Source organism: Chryseobacterium sp. SC28 (assembly GCF_003932955.1).
Taxonomy (GTDB): Bacteria; Bacteroidota; Bacteroidia; order Flavobacteriales; family Weeksellaceae; genus Epilithonimonas.
In genome coordinates, this window is the sequence record NZ_QOVY01000011.1 from 36,741 (window position 1) to 59,288 (window position 22,548).

The window sequence follows — 22,548 nt, forward strand, 5'->3', positions numbered from 1 at the left end:
CTTATACGACGGTTTATTATGTGGTAATGCTTATAATAGCCTTGCTCATTTTGGTGCATGCGCAGGCTTTTGATGTGCGGGACGTCGGCAGCTTGGCATTCTTCAATACTTTCGGGATTATTTTTCTAATTGTTTTCATTCTTTATATCGGTCTGCGCCCCATCAGCGGCAGATATTTTGGGGATATGGCAACCTATGCCACAGGTTATTCTCTGATGCAGCGAGGAGGCGGTGTGCAAATTGAAAAAGATTTTGTCTTTAATTATTTCATGTGGTTGTGCGCCCGGATTATGCCCGTGAAGTACTTTTTTTTGCTCATCGATGTGCTTTATATTTTGCCGTGTTATTGGTTTTCGAAGATCTATTTCAAGAGATATTGGTTTTTTGCATTTTTTATGTTTATAGGGTCGTTTTCTTTTTGGACCTATGGAACCAATGGGATTAGGAACGGCTTAGGCACCTCTCTGTTTATCTTAGGGCTCTGTTTTTATAATCAGAAGAAGTGGGTGATGTATGCCATTTTTGCCCTCTCTTATTTTATGCACAGTTCCTTGGTGATTCCTATAGCGGCGTTTATCGTGTCGGGCATTTATAAAAATCCAAGAATCTATCTTTATATTTGGCTCGCAGCAATTCCATTATCTCTGGCCGGCGGCGGTTTTTGGGAGGGCTTTTTCAGCCGCTTGGGCTTTGAAGAACGCACGAAAGGCTATCTCACGGGCGGGGAAGAGTTTCAAGATCAGTTTTCGCAGACGGGTTTCCGCTGGGATTTTGTCTTGTACAGCGCCTTTGGTATCGTGGCGGGATGGTATTTTATTTTTAAAAAGCATATCACGGACCGCTTTTATATCCATCTTTTTGGGATCTATTGTATTGCCAATGCGTTTTGGATCTTGGTCATCCGTGCAGCTTTCAGCAACCGCTTTGCTTACCTCTCGTGGTTTCTGATGGCGCCTGTGATTGCCTATCCGATGTTCCGGTACAAGATATGGAACGATCAATATAAGATATTTGGCTTTATACTGTTTGTTTATTATATGTTTACATTTTTAATGTATTTTAAAAGCTGATGAGAGTTTTGCAAGTTATCGACAGCCTGCCTACTGGCGGAGGCGCAAGATTTGTTGTGAATCTCGCGCTGGCACTAAGTCAAAAGAATATCGAAACAGATGTTTTATTGCTGGATGGCGCCGAAACAAGTTTCTACAAAGAATTACAAACAAGCTTTTCCGGCAAAATCATTAGCCTAACCACTGGAAAACGGTGGGACATTAGAAATATTTTCCGCATCGTTCCCTATCTTAAAACCTATGACATCGTGCATGTTCATATTTTTCCGGCATCGTATTTCGTAGCTTTGGCCAATATATTTACCAGAAATGCAAGCCCGATTATTTTCACAGAACATAATTCGCAAAACAGAAGAGCGGTTCATTTTCTTTTTCGATATATTGAGAAATTGGTATACGCGCAGTTCAAAAAAATCGTATGCTTGACACCGGCGGTGCAAAAGTTTGTTACAGATCATCTCGATACAGATCCTTCAAAACTGGTGGTCATCGAAAATGGAATTGATATTCAAAAAATCGTGGCAACGAAAGCATACGACAAAAAAGATTTTGGCTTCGGCGCATCTCAAAAGCTGATCCTAATGTCTGCAAGGTTCGAAACCCAAAAAGATCACGAAACACTCATCAAGGCATTGGCTCTTTTGCCCGAGCGGTTTTGTCTTATATTTGCCGGAGAAGGCAGCCTACTGAATTATTATAAAAAAATGGTGGAAAATTTTCAGCTGACAAGTAGAGTTACTTTTTTAGGCAATAGAACAGATATTTTTAAAATCATGAAAATGTGCGATTTCAATGTGCTTAGTTCGCATTTTGAAGGTCTTTCTCTTTCGGCAATCGAAGGTCTCGCAGCGGGACGGCCATTCATCGCATCCAACGTAGCGGGCTTAGACTTTATTAAAGATGCCGGCGTACTATTCCGAAAAGGAGATGAAAAAGAACTGGCCAGCATTATAAAAACACTCGCAGAAGACGATATTTTATATAAAAAAACAGCTGAAAAATGTTTGGAAAGAGCTTATGAATATGACATAAAATATATGATTGATAAATATGTGGCACTTTATAACGACCTAACCTAAACAGTTTCTATTCATGAAAAAAATAAAAGTGTTGCACGTGCTTACCGTTCTTGATAGGGGTGGATTGGAAACGATGCTGATGAATTATTTTCGAAATTTGGACAGAACAATATTCGAATTTCAATTTCTTGTACACAGAGAGAGTGGTGCTTATGAAAAAGAGATTCTACAAAAAAATGGAACAATCCATCGGGTGCCGCCCCTCAATTTTTCTGTAAGAAATTTTCTCAAATATCAAAAAGAGCTTGATGTTTTTTTTCAAAATAATAAATTCGATGTTATTCATGTTCACAACAACTCGTTTGGCTACTATCCACTGAAATATGCAAAAAAACATCGGATTCCGGTAAGGATTATTCACAGCCACATCAGCTCTTTAACCGATGATCGAAAGAAAATACTTTTGGGCAAATATCTGAATAAAAAAATCCCAAAGGTGGCCACTCAACTTTTTGCTTGCGGTAGAGAAGCGGGTAAGTGGATGTACGGTAACAATACTTTTGAGGTGATTCCTAATGCGATTGACAGCCAACTGTTTAGTTATAATATTAAGGTAAGAAATCAAGCTCAAATGGCATTGAATTGCCAAGACAAGATTAACATCATAAATGTCGCGCGGTTTAACAAGCAAAAGAATCATCTTTTTCTTTTGGAAATATTCGCAGAACTTTTGAAACTGAGTGCCAATTATCACCTCTATTTGGTGGGCGATGGGGATTTAAAACCCGATATTATGGGTAAAATTACAGAATTGGGAATCGGCGAGCAAGTAACGCTTTTGGGGGTGAGAGGTGATGTCGCGGAATTGCTACAGGCGATGGATGTCTTTCTCTTGCCGTCGCTTTTCGAAGGACTCCCGGTTTCTTTGATAGAGGCTCAAGCGTCCGGAATAAGATGCGTCATCTCAGACGGCGTCCCCAAAGAAGCCATCTTGGTGGAAGACAATGTCAAAGTCATTCCATTGAAGAAATCGGCGGCCGATTGGGCAGCGGAAATCAAAGAATTTTCGGCGTATGATAGGAAAGATGTGTCCGAAGTCATTAAGGCCAGAGGCTATGACATCGTAGAAAATGCCCGCTCATTGGAACGCAAATATCTCGAACTTTTACAAAAAAACTCATGAAATCCTTAACCGTTTTTACACCGGCTTACAACCGAGCCCATCTGCTGCCAAGACTCTATGAAAGCCTGAAAAGGCAGACCGTTTCGGATTTTGTTTGGCTCATCATTGATGACGGTTCTGCAGACCACACGAGGGCGCTCGTAGATTCTTACATCCAAGAGAAGCGTCTTGAAATCCAATACATTTATCAAGACAATCAGGGCATGCACGGCGCGCACAACACGGCCTACGAAAATATCACGACAGAACTCAATACCTGTATCGATTCCGACGATTTTATGCCCGAGAATGCCGTTGAAATGATATTAAATAAATGGAACGCCATCCCGCAAGATGACAGAAAGAAATACGCCGGAGTGGTGGGTTTGGATGCGGATATGAAAGGCAACATCATCGGCTCCAAGTTCACAACAGCCACCACCACCTTGGAAGATTTTTATCTGAACGGCGGCACCGGCGACAAAAAACTGGTTTACAGAACCGAGGTTATGAATCAATATCCGCCTTATCCACTTTTTGAAGGCGAAAAATACGTTGGGCTGGGCTATAAATATCTGCTGGCAGACAAGGACTATCAGCTCGTCACCATGAATGAGGTGTTAGTCATCGTAGATTATCAGCAGGCCGGATCGTCCAACAATATGTTCCGCCAATATTATAAAAACCCACGGGGATTTGCGTTCATCCGGAAGCAAGGCATGGTGCTGTCCAAATCTGCCAAGAAGCGATTTCAGGAAGCCATCCATTATGTATCCAGCAGTTTAATAAGCAAAAACAAAAACTTCGTGCGCGAATCGCCGCGCAAAATGATGACCATTCTTGCTATTCCTGCAGGAGTGCTTTTGTACGCTTTGGTGAAATACAAAAACAGGAAACAAAGCGACAGCAATGAATTATGAATTTTTCCGCCCCATTGTCCTCCTGAGCTTGTCGAAGGACGGATGAGGTAAACTGACGGGGCTTCGACGGGCTCAGCCTGAAAATGTTTACGGCTTAGCCACGAAGTGGCGAAATAACACAGCATCGGGTACAACCCGATGAAAAACAAATGGAATAACACAATATCGGGTGTAACCCCACGAAAAATAAATGGAATAACACAACATCGGCTTCGACGGGCTCAGCCTGAAAATGTTTACGGCTCAGCCACGAAGTGGCAAAATAACACAGCATCGGGTACAACCCGATGAAAAATAACGGGATAACACAGCATCGGGCTTCGACAGGCTCAGCCTGAAAATGTTTACGGCTCAGCCACGAAGTGGCAAAATAACACAGCATCGGGTACAACCGATGAAACAAAATAGAATCTATTTTGAGATAAAATGCAAATGGATATAAACCCATCCATCAAAAACCGATATCTTTGAGCAGCCTAATTGATTATGAAAAAACTCTTTCGGATCTCTACGGTACCTACTTCCCTCAATATCCTGTTGAAAGGTCAACTCAAGTATCTCAATCAGTATTTTGAAGTGACTGCCATTTCCGGGGCAGGTCGAGATCTGGAGGAGCTTGCGGAAAGAGAAGGGGTCAAAACCTATGCGATAGAGATGCAACGTCAGATTTCGCCCGCGAAAGATTTGATTACGCTGCTACAACTGTATAACTATTTCAGAAAAGAAAAACCCGATATCATCCATTCGATTACGCCAAAGGCGGGACTTCTGTCGATGATGGCGGGCAAACTGGCAGGCGTGCCGGTAAGAATCCACACCTTCACGGGATTGGTTTTCCCCTACAAAAAAGGATTGATGCAAAAACTGCTGATAGCGATGGATCGACTGTTGTGTTGGTGTGCCACCAATATCTATCCCGAAGGGCAAGGCGTAAAGAAGGATCTCGAAAAATACAAGATCACCAAAAAACCGTTGAAGATTATTGGGAATGGAAATGTCAACGGCATCGATGTAGGGTATTTTGATCCGGTTATATTCTCCGAGACGCAAAAGCTGGAATTCAGAAAGACATTAAATATTGCTGCCGGAGATTATATTTTTCTGTTTGTGGGTCGGCTGGTGAGAGATAAGGGCATTAATGAGTTAGTGGTAGCATTTGTGAAGCTTCATAGCAAGTTTCCTACTGCCCAATTGCTGTTGGTGGGTCCTTTCGAAGACCATCTGGATCCGCTGTCTCCGGAGACGAAAAACACCATCGAAAGTCATCCTCATATTTTGTCCGTCGGCTTTCAAGAGGATGTCCGTCCGTACTTGGCCATCGCCGATATTTTTGTGTTTCCCAGTCATCGGGAGGGCTTCCCTAATGTTTTGTTGCAGGCCGGAGCGATGGGTCTGTTCAGCATCGTAACCGACATTAGCGGGAGTAATGAAATCGTGACCGACGGCATCAACGGCAAGATCATTCCCGTGAACGACACAAAAGAATTAGGCGCCGCAATGCAAGACGCTTTAATGAAAAAAGAGGATTCGGCCACCGTGAAAAATACTTGTAGAATGTCGATCACCAATCGGTTTGAGCAAAGCGAAGTTTGGGAACATATTAAAAATGAATATTATTCCTTAATTCTTTAGATTCCGCCAATAAACCGGGAGGCAGCATCAGCGTCGTAAAAGAGGAAGTGGATGTTCTCATCACGAATACCACAGACCACATCACGGCGGTAGATGTTTTTGACGCGTCGGGAAAACTGGTTTCCGCAGTGTCCGGCAAATACGATAAAGAAATCAGAATAGATACCACCGGATTGATAAGAGGCGTTTACATCCTGAAAATCACTTCCGAGAAAGGTGTAGCGACCAAAAAAATAGTGCTGTAAGCATTTTGTTTTCATAGTGGAAAAGCCAATCTCTCCGGAGCTTGGCTTTTTTCATTTTTAACATTCAAAATGATATTTTTCGTTCAAAACGATATTTTTCATTCCTCTTGATTGATACAGGGATTCCAGAGCAAATTTCCTAAGGCCACGTGGATATGGCACAGCCTTTGTAAATTGAGAAGTGTATTAATATTAACCAAAATTTAAAAAATGAAAAAATTATTATTAGGTGCATTCGTGGTTGGAACTGGTTTGGTTTCTACGGCCAATGCACAAATCCAGGAAGGCAATTGGCTGGTGGGGAGTACCATTATCGCGAGTAATTTTGGACTAAATACTGGAGCAGGCTACAATATCGCGCTGCAACCTAAGGGAGCCTATTTCATAAAGGATAATGTAGCTTTAGGGGCTTATATCGATCTTGGAATCAGTAAAGCGACTAAAGGCAGTCCTACAGGTTTTGATTACGGTGTGGGGGCTTTGGGGCGTTATTACGTCTCTCCAGGTCAGGCTGGCATAGACAATCTCCTGAATCACGGTCGTTGGTTCTTCGAGGGCAATTTAGGTATTGGCGGATATTCGGTGGAGGATGGCCCCTCAACCACAGGTCTTGATTTCGGCGTTGGACCGGGATATACCTACTTCGTGACGCCCAATATCGGAATCGAAGGATTGGTAAAATACAAAGGTAGAGCCGGCTTTGGCAATGAGGGTTTAAATTCAAACATCACTTTCAACGTGGGATTAAGTATCTATCTGCCGACTTCGCACGCAAGAAGAATTGCTAACGAAGCTAAATAGTTTTTAGTTACATCATACAATAAAACCGGCTTTGGTCGGTTTTTTTAATATTACAATATGGAATATTTTGATACAGTTTACGAGGTTCTGGAGAAATGGTACATCAGCCTTGCCCGGCTCACGCCACGTCTGGTGGTGGGGATTTTGGTCTTCGTGTTTTTCTTGATGACCAGCACCTATCTCAGCAGGTGGTCTGTGCGCCTCTTTCACAAGGTGTTTCCAAAAACCAAAAGCGACTCCGTCGTCACCTTGATTTCGGTATTCAAATTTCTGATTATTTTGATGGGTACCTTTATCTCGCTGGAAATAATGGGTTTTAGCGGATTTTTCATCAAATTCTTGGGAAGTTTGGGAGTCGCCGGGGTTATCGCCGGGGTTGCACTCAAAGACTTGGTCTCCAGTTTGTTTTCAGGGATGCTGGTGGGCGCCGACAAAGCTTTTAAAATTGGAGACTATGTCACTATCGGCGGCAATTCGGGAACGGTTCAGGACATCGGATTGCTGACGACGAAAATGATTACCGATGATGGTAAGAAAGTGTATATCCCGAATCAGATTATCTTCAATGCACCGTTTGTCAACGTCACGGCGTCGCCGCAACGCAGAATTATTCTGGATTTCGAAATTCCAGTGGGCGAAGATATAGAAAAAGCAAAAGCAGCCATTGTGGACGAGGTCAAGATGCTGGAACATGTCGATAAAACCGACGCCACCGAAGTGTTATTCACCAACGTGAAACAAGGCGTTTTCAATCTCCAAGTGAGATTCTGGCTGGAGCAGGGCAATAATTTTGCTTATCTGAAAAGCGAGGCCATTATGAAAATCAATGAAAGATTAATGAAAGAAAAAGTAAATCTGGTAACGCCAACAAGCATTAATGTGGTACAGCCATCCACCGGAGAAGCCGGTAAAATATAACGTAAGAGAGCAGCCTGTCGTTTTTCTCGTTTAGGCTTTTAACTCCTTCTATTAATCAACTTCATATTCCAATTTAATAGTAATAGTCGCTTCTTTCTCTTTGGACGCCGTGTTATAAGTTCCGCCGTAGGAATAATCTTCATTAGAATTAGGTGCCGTTATTTGGATCACACCCATTGTTGCCTTCTTAAGATTTCCAAGACTGCTTCCCGCATTTTCAGCGATTTTCTCGGCTCGTTCTTTGGCGTCTTTGGTGGCATTGGCAATCATTTGTAGTTTTACATTTGCCAATTTTGTGTAGAAATATTGAGGAGATGAAGAGGTGAACTCAATTCCACGATTTATAATTTCCGTAATATTTCTGGAGATATTTTCGATTTTGGAAACTTCTTTGGATTTGATAGAAACACTTTGGGTAAGGTTGTATCCGGCAAATTCACCTTGCTGATAATTCCCACTGGCATCGGTAAAATTCCTAAATTGTTTCTGAATATCAACAGCAGAAAAAACCATTTCATTTTCCTTTACGCCTTTGGATTTCAGATAATCATAAATGATCTTTCTATCAACTGCCAAAGCATCGTAAGCCGTTTTGAGTTCGAAACTGTTTTTTGAAAAACTTCCAGACCAGGCAATGAGGTCAGAGGTAAAAGTTTTGGAACCAAGTCCGGTTACAGAAATGGTGTTTTCAGATTTGTTTCGGTTTTTGATGGCGTTTCCAAGGAGCGCGGCAGCAATCATAATGCCTAATGCAGCAATTGCAACTGCAATGTATGTTCTCATAAAATTTTGTATTTGAATCTTTTGCATCAAACGCAATACCAGATTTAAGATTTCTTAACATTTTAAGGTTCTTTTTGAATGTCTGGGCGATATAAAAAATGAAATGGTTTTGCCGTACTTTGGGGCGAGCCTCAGGACGATTTTTATGATTATTGAATTTCCTTCTCGAATTCCACACTCACGCCTTTCATTTCGCCGCGCATTGGCGGACTTGTTTTGGTGAGTTTTACTTTGATATATGTAATCTGAGGAAACTGATTCTCGATTTTATTGCTGATCCTGGCAATGACGTGTTCCAACAATTCCGAACGGATTTCCATTTCCTGATGGATGATTTCGTTGATTTCAGCATAATTAATGGTGTCATGAAGATCATCAGATTGCGAAGCTTTTTCCAAGTCTGCATGCACTTCAAGATTCACAACGTAATGATTCCCAATAATGGCTTCTTCGGGCAAAACACCGTGGTAAGCGTAGATCTTGATATCTTCTAACATGATTTTTGATTTCATTCTTTAAAAATAGAAAAAATACTTGAACCGGAAAGAAAGTCCCTCTCCTTCGGAGAGGGATTTAGGGTGAGGAAAAATTAGGGTGAGGAAAAAAGTCCCTCTCCTTCGGAGAGGGATTTAGGGTGAGGAAAAATTAGGGTGAGGAAAGAAAGTCCCTCTCCTTTGGAGAGGGATTTAGGGTGAGGAAAAATTAGGGTGAGGAAAAAAAGTCCCTCTCCTTTGGAGAGGGATTTAGGGTGAGGAAAAATTACGGTGAGGAAAAAGTCTCTCCTTCGGAGAGGGATTTAGGGTGAGGAAAAATTAGGGTGAGGAAAAAGTCCCTCTCCTTTGGAGAGGGATTTAGGGTGAGGAAAATTAGGGTGGGGAAAAAAAGTCCCTCTCCTTCGGAGAGGGATTTAGGGTGAGGAAAATAGCGTGAGCAAAATTATTTGATGCTTTTGGAAAGTTCCAGCATCGCCTCGATTGGCTTCAAAGCTTTCAGTCGGATTTCTTCATCCATTTTGATCTCGGGAAGTTCGTACTTCATGCACAGATAAAGTTTTTGCAGCGTGTTCCGTTTCATATAAAAACACTCGGAGCAGTTGCAGCTTTCGTCGAAAACCAAAGCCGGAATGAGTTCCTTATGCGGCGCTCGCTTTCTCATCTCGTGCAAAATCCCTTCTTCTGTTGCGATGATAAACTGCTGACAATCATCTTGTTCTACATAATTCAGCAGTGCAGAAGTCGATCCGATGAAATGTGCCAATTCCAAAACCGGCGCTTCGCTTTCGGGATGTGCTATCAGTTTTGCATTGGGATGATCGGCCATTTGTTTCGCGATCCGTTCCATAGAAAACGCTTCGTGTACGATGCAGCTGCCGTCCCAAAGGATCATATCGCGTCCTGTCTTTTTGCTGAGATAGCGACCCAGATTTTTGTCCGGAGCGAAGATAATTGGCCGGTCTTTCGGCAAAGCATTGATGATCTGCTCGGCGTTGGAACTTGTGACGATAATGTCGGAAGCGGCTTTGGTTTCTGCATTGCAATTGATGTAGGTGGCAACAATGGCATTGGGGTACTGTTCACGCATTTTGTTGAGACCTTCCGCGGAACAGCCGTCTGCCAATGAGCAACCTGCAAGCGTATCGGGCAGAACCACCTTCTTCGTTGGATTGAGGATTTTGGCGGCCTCGGCCATAAAATGAACGCCGCAAAATGCGATCATATCGGCATCGGTATCCTTGGCCTGTCTTGCCAATTGCAAAGAATCTCCTAGGAAATCTGCTATATCCTGAATAGGTCCCGGCTGATAATAATGCGCCAGAATCACGGCATTTTTCTCTTTTTTGAGATCCAAAATCGCTTTTACCAAGTCGTCGCCGGTTGGGATGGCAAATTCTTTAAGATCAAGAAAACCTTTGACAGGCATATTATCGATCGCCGTTTCTAATGTATTTTTCATTTGTAAATTTAATTTCTAATGGCAAGATGTCACGTGGAGCGTTTTCATCTGCATATCAGTTGTTTATAAAGTCTTGGATTACTTTCTCGACTTCTGCTTTTGCCGAGTCCAGATCGGTGTTGATGATGATCTTGTCAAAATGTTTTTGGTAGCTCATTTCTTCTGCTGCTTTCTCCACCCGGGTTTTGATGGTTTCGGCTTTGTCGGTATTTCTTTTGATCAATCTCTGTTCCAACTCGGCAATGCTGGGCGGCATGACGAAAATGGATAAAGCTTTGTCTCCAAAGATTTCCTTTAGCCGGATTCCGCCTTTGACATCGACATCGAAGATCACCACTTTGCCTTCGTTCCAGATTCTTTCGACCTCGGATTTCAAAGTTCCGTAATATTTATCCGTGTAAACTTCCTCGAATTCCACAAATTCGTTTTGAGAAATTTTGCTTCGGAACTCTTCCGGGGTCAGGAAATAATAGTCTTGCGCATTCTTTTCGTCGCCCCGAGGCGGTCTGGTGGTGGCAGAAACAGAAAAGCTCAACAGCGGAAACTGCGACAAAGAATGCCGGACCAATGTGGTTTTTCCGCTTCCGGAAGGTGCGGAGAATATGATGACTTTTCCCATAATTAAGCAATGAATTTATAAGAAAGAAACGCAGGATCGATCATTTATCAATTATAATTTTATCTATTATAAAACGTTCAGCGTTTGCTCTTTGATTTTCTCAAGATCGTCCTTCATCTCCACCACCAGTTTCTGAATTTCGGAATGATTGGCTTTTGACCCCAGAGTATTGATTTCGCGTCCCATTTCCTGAGCAACGAAGCCTAATTTCTTCCCGTTGTAATCCTCATTTCTCATCACTTCCAGGTAATATTTGATGTGCTGGGAAAGACGAACTTTCTCTTCAGAAATATCCAGTTTCTCGACAAAATAAACCATTTCCTGATAAAACCTTGTCTCATCGATATTGTCAAAATTCTTAAGCGCAGATTGATAACGCTCTTTGATGGGCTGGATTCTTTCTTCTTCATATTGAGCCACCTGATTCAAATTATTCTCAATATTCTGAACTATTTTTTCGATTTCCTCAGCCAAGTTATGACCTTCGGTTTGGCGAAATTCTATAAACTTGGAAACCGCCTCCTGCACCACTTCCTGGAGGGCTTTCCATTCGTTTTCGTCGAGCTCGGCATTTTTTGTGGCCAGTACGTCGGGCATCCTGACCGCCATTTTAAGATATTCGAATTCCGGCGCATGGGAAGCTATTGCTCTCAACTGCTGCATATAATTTTTGACGATATCCGGATTGATCGTCACGTCGGTACCATCTTCCAGATTTTCGCAATTGATGTAGCAATCTACTTTTCCTCGCAGAATCTTGTCGTTGAGAAGTTTTCTGATTTCGAATTCCTTTTCTTTGTATCGGAGTGGAATTTTTATATTCAGATCAAAGTTCTTGCTGTTCAGCGATTTGATGTCCACCGTAATTTTGGTTCCTTCATAAGCAGTTTCTGCTCTTCCAAAACCTGTCATCGATAATATCATGTTGCATATTTATAGAGTACAAAGATAAGGTTTATATCGATTTGAAAATAATGCTCGCACACAGAATCATTTATCGCAATGGCGCTCCTTAGAGAAAGTAAAATATCGCGTTACCCTACTGCAAAAGAAATTCGGAGCTTTACAAACTTAGCGATTTAAACCTTTTTAAAATTAAACTCGGCGTCTTTAATGATAAGACTGATGTGTGAATTTTAACACTTTACTTTCCCATATTCTTGGTATTAGAAATTTGAAAATTGTATTTTTGCACTCTATGAAAAGATGGTATCTCTACCCCTTTTCCTTGGGTTATCATCTCGGCACTGCTCTCAGAAACCGGATGTACGACTGGGGATTATTTACTTCTAAGAAATTCAGCACACCAATCATTGGCGTCGGTAACTTGTCGGTTGGCGGCAGCGGAAAATCGCCGATGGTGATGTATCTGGCAGAATATCTATCCAAATATTACAGAACCGGCGTCCTCTCCCGAGGCTATGGCAGGGTAACAAAAGGGTACAGCATTGTAAACTACAACAGCAATTACAAGTTGGTTGGGGATGAGGCGATGCAACTGTTTGAGCGCTTCCGAAATCGTTTTGTGATCGGCGTATGCGAAGACCGCGTCTATGGTGCCAAAAAAATCATTGAGGATATGGATTTGGAAGTCCTGATTTTGGACGACAGCTATCAGCACCGGGCGATACAGCCGGGATTGAATCTTCTTTTGACGGATTATAACGATCCTTATTTCAAAGATTATATTCTGCCCGCCGGCGATCTCAGAGAAAGCCGCCACGGAATGAGCAGGGCTCATATCATAATGGTGACCAAATGTCCCGATGATCTCACGGAGGAAAAAAAGCTGTATTACATTTCCAGAATCAGACCTCGAAATTATCAGAAAGTTTTCTTTTCGGCCATTGCTTATGACGAAAATATCATCGGCAGCGATAGTATGATGCCCGTGAAAAACCTCGATTATTACGATGTTTTGTTGGTAACCGGCATTGCAAATCCGGCGCAATTGTTAAAAGAAATCTCCAAATACAACCAGCGGGTCAAGCATCTGCAATACAAGGATCATCATAATTTCACGGAGGACGATGTCAAAAAAATCTTAACGGAGTTCAAAAAACTCGGCGAATATGCCATTGTTTTGACAACGGAGAAAGATTATGTCCGCCTCAAATCATTTGATTCTCTGCGTAACAAGCTGTTTTATTGGCCCATCAATGTGGAGATAGACAAGCAGGAAGAGTTTAACAAGATCATTCAAAATTATGTTAGAAAAATATAAGGAAACGGCAGAATTTATCGGGAATATTATCGGAGAGACGCCCGATTTTGCCATAGTTTTAGGTTCTGGTTTAGGGAAACTTCGGGATGAGGTGCAGGCGGTTCATACGTTGGATTACAAAGACATTCCGAATTTTCCGCAGACCACGGTCGTAGGCCACAGCGGAACATTAATCTACGGACTCCTCGAAGGCAAAAAAGTCCTGATGATGAGCGGCCGTTTTCATTATTACGAAGGTCACTCGATGGAGACCGTTACTTTCCCGTTTCGCGTTTTCCATCTGCTGGGGATTAAAAATCTGATTCTTTCCAATGCGTGTGGTGGCGTGAATCCGAATTTCAGAGTAGCCGATATTATGATTGTAACGGATCATATTAATATGTTGCCGGAACATCCTTTAAGAGGTAGGAATATCGACGAATTCGGGCCTCGTTTCGTCGATATGAGCGAGGCTTACAACCGCCGAATGATCGAACTGGCAAAATCTGTTGCTGCGAAAGAAAATATCGACATCAAAGAGGGCGTGTATGTGGCTTTGTCTGGTCCTACCTTCGAGACGCCTGCGGAATACGGCTTGGTGCGCGCCATTGGCGGCGATGCTGTCGGGATGAGCACTGTTCCGGAAGTCATCGTGGCGAAACATCAAGGGATGGATTGCTTCTGCCTATCCATCATTACCGATCTGGGCGGACCTGAAATTGCCTTTTCTGTTTCTCACGAAGAAGTTTTGGAAGCCGCGAACAAAGCGATGCCGAATGTCATTAAGATCGTGAAAGGTCTGGTAAGGAATTACTAAATTCCGGACAAAAATATGAAGACCGCTTTTCATTACTCGGCAGGAAGCGCAGTTGAGTAGTAGCAAGTTGGGGTGGGGAAGTGAGGCGGTAATTGAGAATGGTTTTTTCATTATGGTTACATTTTTCGTCTGGGTAATCCGATTTCCTGTTCTTGCGGGTAGGGCGCTCTCCAGGTAAGGCTCACATCTTCTTTGATTTTCTGGTAGGCTTCGTATTTTTTGTCATTGTCCAAAGTATATCGTGGATCGGGAACAAAGGGCATTTTGGCCATTTTTAAAATCGTAACGGTGGGGAAGTGAAAATCTACTTCTACGGTTCCTAAAAGAAGATAGCATCCGCCGCCTTGGAATGGATATTGACTCAGATTGTCGGGGAAATGAGCCGTGTCAAAATATTCGCCTTCACAGTCTATCCAAGTTCCAAAATACATCGTTCCTCTTTTGGTGGGGACTTGTTTCCTTGATATCAAATAGGCTAACATTTTCACTTGGGTTTTATGGAATTTCACAAGATCTTTGGCCATAACCGTTCCTCTGTATTTTGTCTGCAACAAATCGAACGGGCTGAACGACACCGGAAATCCTAAGATCTCAATTTCGTCAAATGCATCTTCGTAGGGATGTCTTTCTACTTCGGGAAGTGTGTAGTTTTTTTGCGGTTCTTCTAATAATGTCAGTTGTTGATGATTGGGTTTATCCCCGGACAAGAGAAAACGGGATTCGATAAGTAATTCATGTTTTGGTTTACCGGTAAATCGGAATGCCCCTATAAAAATCAATATCTGTAAGGTTTCGATACCGATGGGGATTCGTTTGACGAAGTCTTCCAAGGATTTGTACTTACCGTTCAATTTTCTTTCTTCGGGGATCAGGGTGGCAATTTTGCTTTCCAATTTTTCGATATGCATCAGGCCAATATAGATATCCTTTCCGTACACCGTGGTCTTGTATTCTCCCTTGTTGACGCAGGGGTTTAAAATCGTTGCACCAGACATTTTGGCTTCGTGAATATAGACTTCTGTGCGGTAGAACCCTCCGCCATTATTGATGGCACAAACCATAAACTCGATAGGATAATAGGCTTTCAAATATAAACTCTGATAACTTTCTACGGCATACGAAGCCGAATGTGCCTTGCAAAATGAATACCCTGCAAAGGATTCTATCTGGCGGTAAACTTCTTTGGCTAACTGTTCCGGATGTCCCAGCGCTTTGCACGATTCGAAGAAATGATCTTTTACTTTCTGCAAAGCGGCTAAGGATCTTCCTTTTCCGCTCATTGCCCTTCTGAGGACATCACCGTCGGGTGCCGATAATCCGCCAAAGTGAAGTGCAATCTTAATTACATCCTCCTGATATACCATAATACCGTAGGTTTCTCCGAGTTCTTTTTTAAAGACCTCGTGGAAGTATTCAAACTTATCCGGATTATTATGCCGAAAGATGTATTCCCGCATCATTCCGCTCTGTGCCACTCCCGGCCTGATAATGGAGGATGCTGCTACCAGAACTTTGTAGTTGTCACATTTCAATCTTCTTAATAGTCCTCTCATAGCGGGACTTTCTATATAAAAACACCCGATCGTCTTTCCAATACTCAGATATTCGTTACATTTTTTCTCATTTTTTATCGAAGTATCTTTAATATCCACGGTGATTCCTCTTTTTTCTTTCAGAAGTTTTACGGTATCATTGATGGTTCCCAATCCTCTTTGGGACAGAATATCGAATTTTTCGAAGCCGATATCTTCCGCCACGTGCATATCGAACTGAACAATGGGGAATCCTTTTGGCGGCATTTCCAGTGCGGTAAAATTCGTTATCGGTTCCTCCGAGATTAAAATCCCACAGCTGTGCATGCTTCTTTGATTGGGAAATTTCTCCAATAGCTTTCCATACTTGTAAACCAATCTTGATACAGAATTCAGGTCGTGGGATTCTATGGGTTTTGTGGCTAAGGCGTCCAATTCTTCTTTGGGCAAGCCAAATGCCTTCCCCACTTCTCGGAAGATGGATCGGTATTTAAATTGGACGTTTGTGCCACAAAAAGCAACATGCTCTTTTCCGTATTTGTCGAAAATATATTGTAAGATGGTGTCCCGGTCTTGCCAGCTCCAGTCGAGGTCAAAATCAGGAGGAGTCTTGCGGTTCACGTTCAAAAATCTTTCAAAGTATAAATCCAATTCGAGAGGGCAAATATCCGTGATTCCCAGGCAGTAACTTACGATACTATTGGCGCCGCTCCCTCTTCCCACGTGCATAAATCCCATCCTGTTGCTGTATTGGACAATGTCCCAAGTAATGAGGAAATATCCGCTGAAATTGAGGGTGTTGATGACATTTAGTTCCTTCATAACCCGTCTTCGGGCATTTTCGTTATCATCAGGGTATCGTTTTTTCAGGCCTTCGTAGGCCAGTTTTGTCAGTAATTCAAAATCCTTTTCTCTGCTCTCGGTATAATATTTTTTATTTTTTGGGGCAGAATAATCAAAGTCAAAATTACATTGCGCCAATATCCGTTCTGTGTTTTCGATAATTTCCGGATGGTGTGCGTACTTTGCCCGAAGTTCCGTAGGCGGGATCATTTTTTCCGAGTCTTTGCAATAATCGCTTTCGTTCAGTTTGGTAACTAATGTATTATTATCAATGGCTCTAAGTATTTTGTGAAGATGGTATTCTCGTTGAGATTTCACCGTCACGGGTTGTAGGATCACCATTTTGGGGATGTATGTTTTCAGCTTTGGATGGATCAATAGATTCAAATCCTCCGGTCTTACCCCGATGTATTCGTTCCCGTAGAGTTTATCGGGGAAATCGTTTAAAGGATATATCACGATGACTTCGGAGAATTGGGGGTGGTGTTTTGGAAGATCTTTGCCTTCACAATTATGCGCAGTAAGGAGTTTGTTTATCTCGCCAATGCCCTTTTTGTTTTTTGCCAAACCAATGTAAAGCAGCTGATGAGCATCCCGGACTTCTACACCCACTACCGATTTTATATGATGCTGTTTGCATAATTTATGAAACTCATAAATGCCCGTAATGGTATTGATATCCGTCAACGCCAAAACCTCGATATGAAAATCAGCAGCCTGATGGACCAATTCTTCGATAGAAATAACCCCATAACGTAAACTATGATAAGAATGGCAATTTAAAAACATCATTAATTATTTTAATAGACCGGATGCCCGGCCCACACTATCGCTTCCAAATCTCAATTTTAGTTTGTCCATCGCCTGGTAAAGATTCATTTGTTCTTCCGTATCTTCGAACAAATTCATCTGGTGGTTTCCATGAACCAAGCCCGTGAATTTTATCCCGATCAGTCGGATTCTCATTCTTCGGGAATAAAGTTTGTCAAATAATTCTAAGACATATTTCAATAAGGTGTGGTCGGACGAGGTATAAGGAATCCTGTGCTGCTTGGTTTCCGTATCAAAGTTGGAATATCGGATTTTTACCACCACCACCGAGGTCAGCCATTTCTCACTTCGCAACTGGAATGCCAACTGCTCTACCATTCGAGACAAGAGACTTTTTATCCCTTGCATATCGATGGTGTCCCGAGAAAACGTATTTTCTGCCGAGATCGATTTTCTCTCCGAATAAGGGACTACGGGCGCCTCATCGATGCCGTTGGCTTTCTTCCAAAGTTCCCTTCCGTTTTTCCCAATCAGTTGTTGCAAAACTTCTATAGGCGTTTCGGATAGATTTTTAATGGTTCTTAGCCCAATTCTGGACAGCAGCTGAAAGGTGACGTTCCCAACCATCGGGATTTTCTTAATCGATAAGGGGTTCAGAAAGGATTTCACATCGGGCTCCCGAATCTCAAACCTCCCGGTAGGTTTGGATTCTCCGGTTCCGATTTTGGAAACTGTCTTGTTGGTCGATAAAGCAAAACTGATGGGCAAGCCTGTATTTTTGGTAACAGAATTGGCAATCTCGGTTGTCCACTGATAACATCCGAAGAATTTGTCCATTCCTGATAAATCCATATAAAATTCATCAATGCTCGCCTTTTCCAGAATAGGTACTTTTTCCTGGATGATCTCCGTTACCGTGTGAGACATCTTGGAATACATTTCCATATCCCCTTTGATAACTTTGGCATCGGGGCAAAGCCTCAGCGCCATCTTAATCGGCATCGCACTACGAACACCAAAATATCGTGATTCGTAGGAGCAGGAAGCCACAACGCCTCTGTCTCCGCCGCCAATAATGACGGGAATTCCGTTTAATTTGGAGTTTTTAAGCCTCTCACAAGAAACAAAAAAAGTGTCCAAATCCATGTGTACAATCGATTTTGACATGCTACAAAATTATAGACTATTTGTCCCAAAATTTGTATATTTGTTGGCACAATTTGTCCCAATGTCGATATTCTCCGATAACATAAGATTCCTAAGGGTTAAAAAAAAATTATCCCAACAAGGATTTGCCGAAATTCTCGCCGTCAGTCGAGATAGATATGCTAAATATGAGAGTGGCCGCTCCGAAGCACCGTACGAACTCCTCGTAAAAATCTCCAAATATTATAAAATAAGTATTGATCTGCTTCTGACCGTAGATGTAAGGAAATATCCTTTAGACAATATGATCGAACTTCCAGAAAACAGAATCTTACTGCCCATACAAGTCGATGGCATGGGAGACAATAAAATTGAAATTATTCCGCACAAAGCCAAGATGGGATATTTGGAAGGTTATGATAATGCAGGGTATATCGAAAGTTTACAAAATATGTCGTTGCCATTTCTCCGAAACGGAAAATTCAGGGCTTTTCCGGTAGAAGGAGAATCTATGCCGCCCTACAACGATGGCAGTTATCTGCTCGGCAAATATGTGGAAAGCAAGGACTACCTGAAATCCGGACGATCTTATATTTTCATCACGAAGGAAGGCATTGTTTATAAACGTTTCGAGAAACAAAATAAAAAGGGAACGTCGGTAATTTCCGACAATGTATTTTACCAACCTTACGAAATTGAATGGGATGATGTTTTGGAAATTTGGGAATTTGCGGGTAGCGTAAATACCAAGGAATTACAAATTCCTAAATCGGATTCCTCCGAAATTAGACAGATATTGCTGGAATTGAAAAATGAAATAAAAAGCCTCAAATCAAATTCTTAGAAGGCATATAAAAAAATAATTGCCCAATTTTTTTTATTTTCTTGACTGCTGTAAGTCCTGCGTATTGGCTATCATTCTGAATTTGACAAAAAACGCTCCGGGAATTTCCCGAAGCGTTCTAAGTATATTTTCGGTCATCCATCTTCAGACTTCCGACTTTGCAGCTATTTTTTAGTATCTGTAATATTCCGGTTTGAAAGGGCCTTTCACGTCAACACCGATGTACTCTGCCTGTTCTGGCGTCAGCGTTTCCAATTCTGCACTTAATTTTTTAAGGTGCAATTCTGCCACTTTCTCGTCCAGATGTTTTGGCAACATATAAACTTCGTTTCCGTAAGCTGCAGAATTTGTCCAAAGTTCGATTTGAGCCAAAGTCTGATTGCTGAATGAGTTGCTCATTACAAAACTTGGATGTCCCGTGGCACAACCAAGGTTTACCAATCGGCCTTCTGCCAGGATGATGACTTCTTTGCCTTCGATGGTGTAGATGTCGACCTGGGGTTTCACTTCGGATTTGGTGTGGCCATAATTTTCGTTCAGCCACGCCATATCGATTTCGTTATCGAAGTGTCCGATGTTGCACACTACGGCTTTATCTTTCATTTTCAGGAAGTGATTTCCTCTTACGATGTTGTAGTTGCCCGTGGCCGTGATGATGATGTCTGCATTGTCCACCACGGTATCCAATCTTTTCACTTCGTAGCCGTCCATCGCGGCTTGCAAAGCGCAAATTGGATCGATTTCCGTTACCGTTACGATAGAACCCGCACCTCGGAAAGAAGCCGCCGTTCCTTTGCCAACGTCTCCATATCCGCAAACGACCACTCTTTTCCCTGCCAGCATCAGGTCTGTCGCTCTTCGCACGGCATCTACTGCAGATTCTTTGCAACCATATTTGTTATCGAATTTGGATTTGGTCACCGAATCGTTCACGTTGATGGCCGGCATTACCAAAGTTCCGTTTTTCATTCTTTCGTACAATCTGTGAACGCCTGTCGTGGTTTCTTCAGAAAGTCCTTTGATATTTTTTGTAAGTTCCGGATACCTGTCGAAAACCATATTCGTCAAATCGCCCCCGTCATCCAAGATCATATTCAAGGGTTTTCTGTCTTCGCCAAAGAAAAGGGTCTGCTCGATGCACCAGTCAAAATCTTCTTGGCTAAGACCTTTCCACGCATAAACGGGGATTCCCGCCGCAGCAATGGCTGCAGCAGCATGATCCTGAGTAGAGAAAATGTTGCAAGAAGACCAAGTAACCTCAGCGCCAAGTGCTACCAAAGTTTCAATCAAAACTGCCGTTTGGATGGTCATGTGCAGGCATCCTGCGATTCTGGCGCCTTTCAAAGGTTGAGATGGGCCGTATTCTTCGCGGATTGCCATCAAGCCCGGCATCTCTGCTTCTGCCAATGTAATTTCTTTTCTTCCCCATTCTGCTAAGGAAATGTCCTTAACTTTATAAGGAACGTATTGTGTTGTTGTACTCATATTTATAATTAAATAAATTTAAAATCAATTATTAATAGCAAGATGCAAATTTACAACATATAGTTAAGATATAAAAATGGAAAGTTTCGATCTGGGGCGAGCCGGTTGTGTTATTTTTTTTCTGGTGTCAGTGTTTTGGTAAATGAGAGCGAAGCCAGCTTCCAGTTCGTGCCTTTTTTGACATAGACTTCCGTCACGATGAAAGGATTAGTTACTTCATTGCCGCCAACCACAGCCAGCAAATCCATGTTGGTCAAAATGATAGCGGTATTTTCTATGATATTGACAGAAACCTCGTGGATGTCGGCTTTTTTGTACCAGATTCCGCCACTTCTGATGACATCCAGTTCCTGCTTTTTGCCCCAAGATCCGCCCATGTGGACGAACACCGATTTTTCATCAAAGAGCTGATCCAGCTTTTCGGAATTTTTTGCAGACATCCAGTCCCATTTATCTTTGGAAAGTTTGATGATTTCCTGTTCTGCTTTTGTTTCTTTTTTTACCACTGTTTCCACTTTGGTTTCCTGACCAAAAGAATAGGCGGAGCTTGCTGTTAATAGTAAAGCGCAAAGTAATGTTTTCATTTTTTTTATTTTAATGTTAATTTAATTGATCAATTATTTTCCCACGGTATCCTTCAAATTCTGCGGATATCTTTCGCCAACGATTTCAATTTGACTTAATGCTTCATGGATTTTTGATAAATCTTCCGTGGTAAGTTCTACGGATACGCTGCCGATAATGTCTTGCAAATGATTGATTTTCGTAGTTCCCGGAATGGGTGCGATGAATGGTTTTTGCGCCAATAACCACGCCAATGCCACTTGCGAAGGTGTAGCGTCTTTTTCTTGAGCGATGTTTTTCACCAAATTGACCAAAGATTGATTGGCTTTTCTGTTTTCTTCGGAAAATCTTGGGACGATATTTCGGAAATCCGTAGCGTCGAATTTTGTATTTTCCGTGATGGTACCCGTCAAAAATCCTCTACCCAAAGGGCTGAAGGGCACCAATCCAATCCCCAGTTCTTCTAAAGTTGGAATAATTTCTTTCTCTGGCTCGCGGAAAAAAAGTGAGTATTCACTTTGCAAAGCCGTCACCGGAAGTACCTCATTTGCTTTTCTGATGGTTCCAACTCCCGCTTCAGACAGCCCAAAATATTTCACTTTCCCTTCCGCAATCAATTGTTTTACCGTTCCGGCTACCTCTTCTATCGGTACATTGGGATCGACTCTGTGCTGATACAGCAGGTCGATGTAATCGGTATTTAAAAATCTTAAGGAATTTTCTACCACTTCTCGAATTCTTTCTGGCCGACTGTCCAAGCCTTTGGTAGAATCGCCCTCCTTGAAACCGAATTTTGTAGCGACGACAACTTTGTCTCGGAATGGCTGAATCGCTTTTCCCAGCAATCTTTCGTTTCCACCTTGGCTATAGGCTTCTGCGGTGTCAAAAAGTGTGATGCCAGAATCGTAGGCATATCTGATCAATTCTATGGCCGCTTTTTCCTCAGTTGCAGGTCCATAACCAAAAGTCAAACCCATACAGCCCAATCCCAATGCGGAAACTTCTAATCCTTGGTTTCCTAATGTTCTTTTTTTCATTATTTTTACTTGTTTTATGATTGATTTTATAGCCCTTAATCGACTTTTAAATTACTAAGCAAATTTCCGACCTTCTGACTTATATTTTTGTAGATGAATTACGGAATTAACTACCAATATTACGGATGCGCCTTGGACGATTCCAAAGAAGTGATTTTTATTTTTAGATTTACATAAAAAATTA

At 42.1% G+C, this 22,548-nt stretch carries 21 protein-coding genes; 11 read left to right on the top strand and 10 right to left on the bottom strand.

The annotated features are described in order from the left end of the window. Nucleotides 1-26: 26 nt before the first annotated feature. The 8 genes from DTW91_RS07935 (at nucleotide 27) to DTW91_RS07970 (ending at nucleotide 7,767) form a co-directional block, all read left to right on the top strand. Nucleotides 27-1,070 (top strand): EpsG family protein, encoded by a 1,044-nt coding sequence (locus DTW91_RS07935; protein WP_125202855.1) that lies wholly within the window; start codon nucleotides 27-29, stop codon nucleotides 1,068-1,070. Then, entirely contained in the window at nucleotides 1,070-2,149 is a 1,080-nt protein-coding gene (locus tag DTW91_RS07940; protein WP_125202856.1) for a glycosyltransferase, read from the top strand. The genes DTW91_RS07935 and DTW91_RS07940 overlap by 1 nt, the downstream gene beginning before the upstream one ends. Nucleotides 2,150-2,162: 13 nt before the next feature. Then, on the top strand, nucleotides 2,163-3,272 hold the full coding sequence (locus tag DTW91_RS07945; RefSeq protein WP_125202857.1) for a glycosyltransferase family 1 protein: 1,110 nt from the start codon (nucleotides 2,163-2,165) through the stop codon (nucleotides 3,270-3,272). Further along, the gene (locus DTW91_RS07950; protein WP_125202858.1) at nucleotides 3,269-4,171 is read left to right on the top strand and encodes a glycosyltransferase family 2 protein; all 903 of its coding nucleotides are present in this window, start codon (nucleotides 3,269-3,271) and stop codon (nucleotides 4,169-4,171) included. The genes DTW91_RS07945 and DTW91_RS07950 overlap by 4 nt, the downstream gene beginning before the upstream one ends. A 486-nt stretch (nucleotides 4,172-4,657) precedes the next feature. Next, on the top strand, nucleotides 4,658-5,803 hold the full coding sequence (locus DTW91_RS07955; RefSeq protein ID WP_125202859.1) for a glycosyltransferase family 4 protein: 1,146 nt from the start codon (nucleotides 4,658-4,660) through the stop codon (nucleotides 5,801-5,803). Between the two features lie 47 nt (nucleotides 5,804-5,850). After that, nucleotides 5,851-6,048: a T9SS type A sorting domain-containing protein gene (locus tag DTW91_RS07960; protein ID WP_185144757.1), complete on the top strand. Its 198-nt coding sequence runs from the start codon at nucleotides 5,851-5,853 to the stop codon at nucleotides 6,046-6,048. A gap of 210 nt (nucleotides 6,049-6,258) precedes the next feature. Then, entirely contained in the window at nucleotides 6,259-6,849 is a 591-nt protein-coding gene (locus DTW91_RS07965; protein WP_125202861.1) for a hypothetical protein, read from the top strand. A 57-nt stretch (nucleotides 6,850-6,906) separates the two neighbouring features. Further along, nucleotides 6,907-7,767: a mechanosensitive ion channel family protein gene (locus tag DTW91_RS07970; RefSeq protein WP_125202862.1), complete on the top strand. Its 861-nt coding sequence runs from the start codon at nucleotides 6,907-6,909 to the stop codon at nucleotides 7,765-7,767. A gap of 51 nt (nucleotides 7,768-7,818) precedes the next feature. Here the strand turns inward: DTW91_RS07970 and DTW91_RS07975 are convergent, their stop codons facing one another. From DTW91_RS07975 to DTW91_RS07995, 5 genes are all read right to left on the bottom strand, one after another. Continuing rightward, a complete protein-coding gene (locus tag DTW91_RS07975; RefSeq protein WP_125202863.1) occupies nucleotides 7,819-8,550 on the bottom strand; it encodes an SIMPL domain-containing protein in 732 nt (243 codons plus the stop codon). A 149-nt stretch (nucleotides 8,551-8,699) separates the two neighbouring features. Continuing rightward, complete coding sequence (folB, locus tag DTW91_RS07980) at nucleotides 8,700-9,062, bottom strand: dihydroneopterin aldolase (RefSeq protein ID WP_125202864.1); 363 nt, start codon at nucleotides 9,060-9,062, stop codon at nucleotides 8,700-8,702. A gap of 424 nt (nucleotides 9,063-9,486) precedes the next feature. Continuing rightward, a complete protein-coding gene (gene nadA, locus DTW91_RS07985; protein ID WP_125202865.1) occupies nucleotides 9,487-10,503 on the bottom strand; it encodes a quinolinate synthase NadA in 1,017 nt (338 codons plus the stop codon). A 55-nt stretch (nucleotides 10,504-10,558) separates the two neighbouring features. Further along, entirely contained in the window at nucleotides 10,559-11,122 is a 564-nt protein-coding gene (gene gmk, locus DTW91_RS07990) for a guanylate kinase (protein ID WP_125202866.1), read from the bottom strand. 66 nt (nucleotides 11,123-11,188) lie between these two features. Further along, a complete protein-coding gene (locus DTW91_RS07995; RefSeq protein ID WP_125202867.1) occupies nucleotides 11,189-12,046 on the bottom strand; it encodes a YicC/YloC family endoribonuclease in 858 nt (285 codons plus the stop codon). Nucleotides 12,047-12,320: 274 nt separating this feature from the next. Between DTW91_RS07995 and lpxK the strand changes: the two genes are divergently transcribed. Both lpxK and DTW91_RS08005 read left to right on the top strand, forming a co-directional pair. Continuing rightward, the gene (lpxK, locus tag DTW91_RS08000; protein WP_125202868.1) at nucleotides 12,321-13,346 is read left to right on the top strand and encodes a tetraacyldisaccharide 4'-kinase; all 1,026 of its coding nucleotides are present in this window, start codon (nucleotides 12,321-12,323) and stop codon (nucleotides 13,344-13,346) included. Then, a complete protein-coding gene (locus DTW91_RS08005) occupies nucleotides 13,330-14,142 on the top strand; it encodes a purine-nucleoside phosphorylase (protein WP_125202869.1) in 813 nt (270 codons plus the stop codon). Before lpxK ends, DTW91_RS08005 begins: the two co-directional genes overlap by 17 nt. A 116-nt stretch (nucleotides 14,143-14,258) precedes the next feature. Here the strand turns inward: DTW91_RS08005 and DTW91_RS08010 are convergent, their stop codons facing one another. Continuing rightward, nucleotides 14,259-17,306 (bottom strand): DNA polymerase III subunit alpha, encoded by a 3,048-nt coding sequence (locus tag DTW91_RS08010; protein WP_125202895.1) that lies wholly within the window; start codon nucleotides 17,304-17,306, stop codon nucleotides 14,259-14,261. Nucleotides 17,307-17,312: 6 nt separating this feature from the next. Next, nucleotides 17,313-18,455: a DNA polymerase IV gene (gene dinB / locus DTW91_RS08015; protein ID WP_125202870.1), complete on the bottom strand. Its 1,143-nt coding sequence runs from the start codon at nucleotides 18,453-18,455 to the stop codon at nucleotides 17,313-17,315. Between the two features lie 61 nt (nucleotides 18,456-18,516). Between dinB and DTW91_RS08020 the strand changes: the two genes are divergently transcribed. Then, entirely contained in the window at nucleotides 18,517-19,278 is a 762-nt protein-coding gene (locus tag DTW91_RS08020) for an XRE family transcriptional regulator (protein WP_125202871.1), read from the top strand. A 171-nt stretch (nucleotides 19,279-19,449) separates the two neighbouring features. Here the strand turns inward: DTW91_RS08020 and ahcY are convergent, their stop codons facing one another. From ahcY to DTW91_RS08035, 3 genes are all read right to left on the bottom strand, one after another. Then, the gene (gene ahcY, locus DTW91_RS08025; protein ID WP_125202872.1) at nucleotides 19,450-20,763 is read right to left on the bottom strand and encodes an adenosylhomocysteinase; all 1,314 of its coding nucleotides are present in this window, start codon (nucleotides 20,761-20,763) and stop codon (nucleotides 19,450-19,452) included. A gap of 110 nt (nucleotides 20,764-20,873) precedes the next feature. After that, nucleotides 20,874-21,347: a nuclear transport factor 2 family protein gene (locus DTW91_RS08030; RefSeq protein ID WP_125202873.1), complete on the bottom strand. Its 474-nt coding sequence runs from the start codon at nucleotides 21,345-21,347 to the stop codon at nucleotides 20,874-20,876. A gap of 33 nt (nucleotides 21,348-21,380) precedes the next feature. Beyond that, nucleotides 21,381-22,364 (bottom strand): aldo/keto reductase, encoded by a 984-nt coding sequence (locus DTW91_RS08035; RefSeq protein ID WP_125202874.1) that lies wholly within the window; start codon nucleotides 22,362-22,364, stop codon nucleotides 21,381-21,383. Nucleotides 22,365-22,548: the final 184 nt, after the last annotated feature.